1 protein-coding gene is annotated in these 911 nt (G+C 66.0%); it reads right to left on the bottom strand.

Translation table 11 applies throughout. The annotated features are described in order from the left end of the window. On the bottom strand, window positions 1-911 hold a 911-nt coding region (locus F8279_RS29705), incomplete at both ends, for a non-reducing end alpha-L-arabinofuranosidase family hydrolase (protein WP_255474312.1).

Below are 911 nucleotides of genomic sequence, written 5' to 3'. Positions count from 1 at the left end.
AGCAGTCCGGGTCGGTAGGGCAGGAGGCCGTAGTCGCCGCCGGAGTTGGGGGAGCGGCCCTGGTAGAGCAGTTGGAGGTTGCAGGGGTCGACGGTGAAGGTCTGGTCGGCGGTGGTGCGGATCAGTTCGCCGTGGCTGATGTCGTTGGTCCAGGTCGCGCCGCTGTTGGCCTTGCCGGCGAACGGGTTGGACTCGGTGGCGGCCTGGGGGGTCCAGGAGCCGTTCAGGCTGGTGGCGGTGAAGGACCGGAAGTAGCGGCCCTGTGAGCCGATGGCCTCGACGATCATCAGGTAGCGGGTCTGGCCCTGCAGCTTGTAGACCTGCACGGCTTCGAACAGGTTGTTCGTGGAGTCCGACATGATGGTGGTGTAGTTCGACCCGAAGCTGCCCGGGAAGTTCCCGATCGGCATGCTGGAGCGGTAGATCTTGCCGTTGTCACCGGCGAAGAACAGGTACATGTTCTGGTCGTCGGCGATCAGCGTCTGGTCGATCGGGCCGGTGCCGGAACCGGAGATGCTGCCGGTGAACAGCGGCTGCGCCGAGGACCACCCGTTCGGGTTCGTCGGGTTGGTCGAGGTGCGGTAGGAGAACGCGGTCGGGCCCCACTGGTAGGCCAGGACCCAGATGTTGCGCGGCGCGAAGTAGAACAACGTCGGCGCGACGGTGCCCGACGACATCGCGTTCTGCGACGCGGAGGCCATCTGCGACCAGTTCGAGAACAGGCCGAAGTTCATCGACCCCCACGACGAACCGGTGTCATGGGTGGTGGCGTAGACCAGGTGCTGCCCGTTGTAGGGCACCACGGTGAAGTCCTTCAACGACACCCAACCCGACCGCGGCTGCGCCAACGCACCCGTCGACGACCACCGGTACGACGACGGCAGATTGCACGTGCCACCCGGAGGCGGCGT

Origin of the sequence: Micromonospora sp. AMSO1212t (genome assembly GCF_008868145.1) — a bacterium.
Lineage (GTDB): Bacteria > Actinomycetota > Actinomycetes > Mycobacteriales > Micromonosporaceae > Micromonospora > Micromonospora tulbaghiae.
The sequence above is the reverse complement of the archived record's forward strand: the minus strand, read 5'-3'. Positions and strand labels throughout refer to the sequence as shown.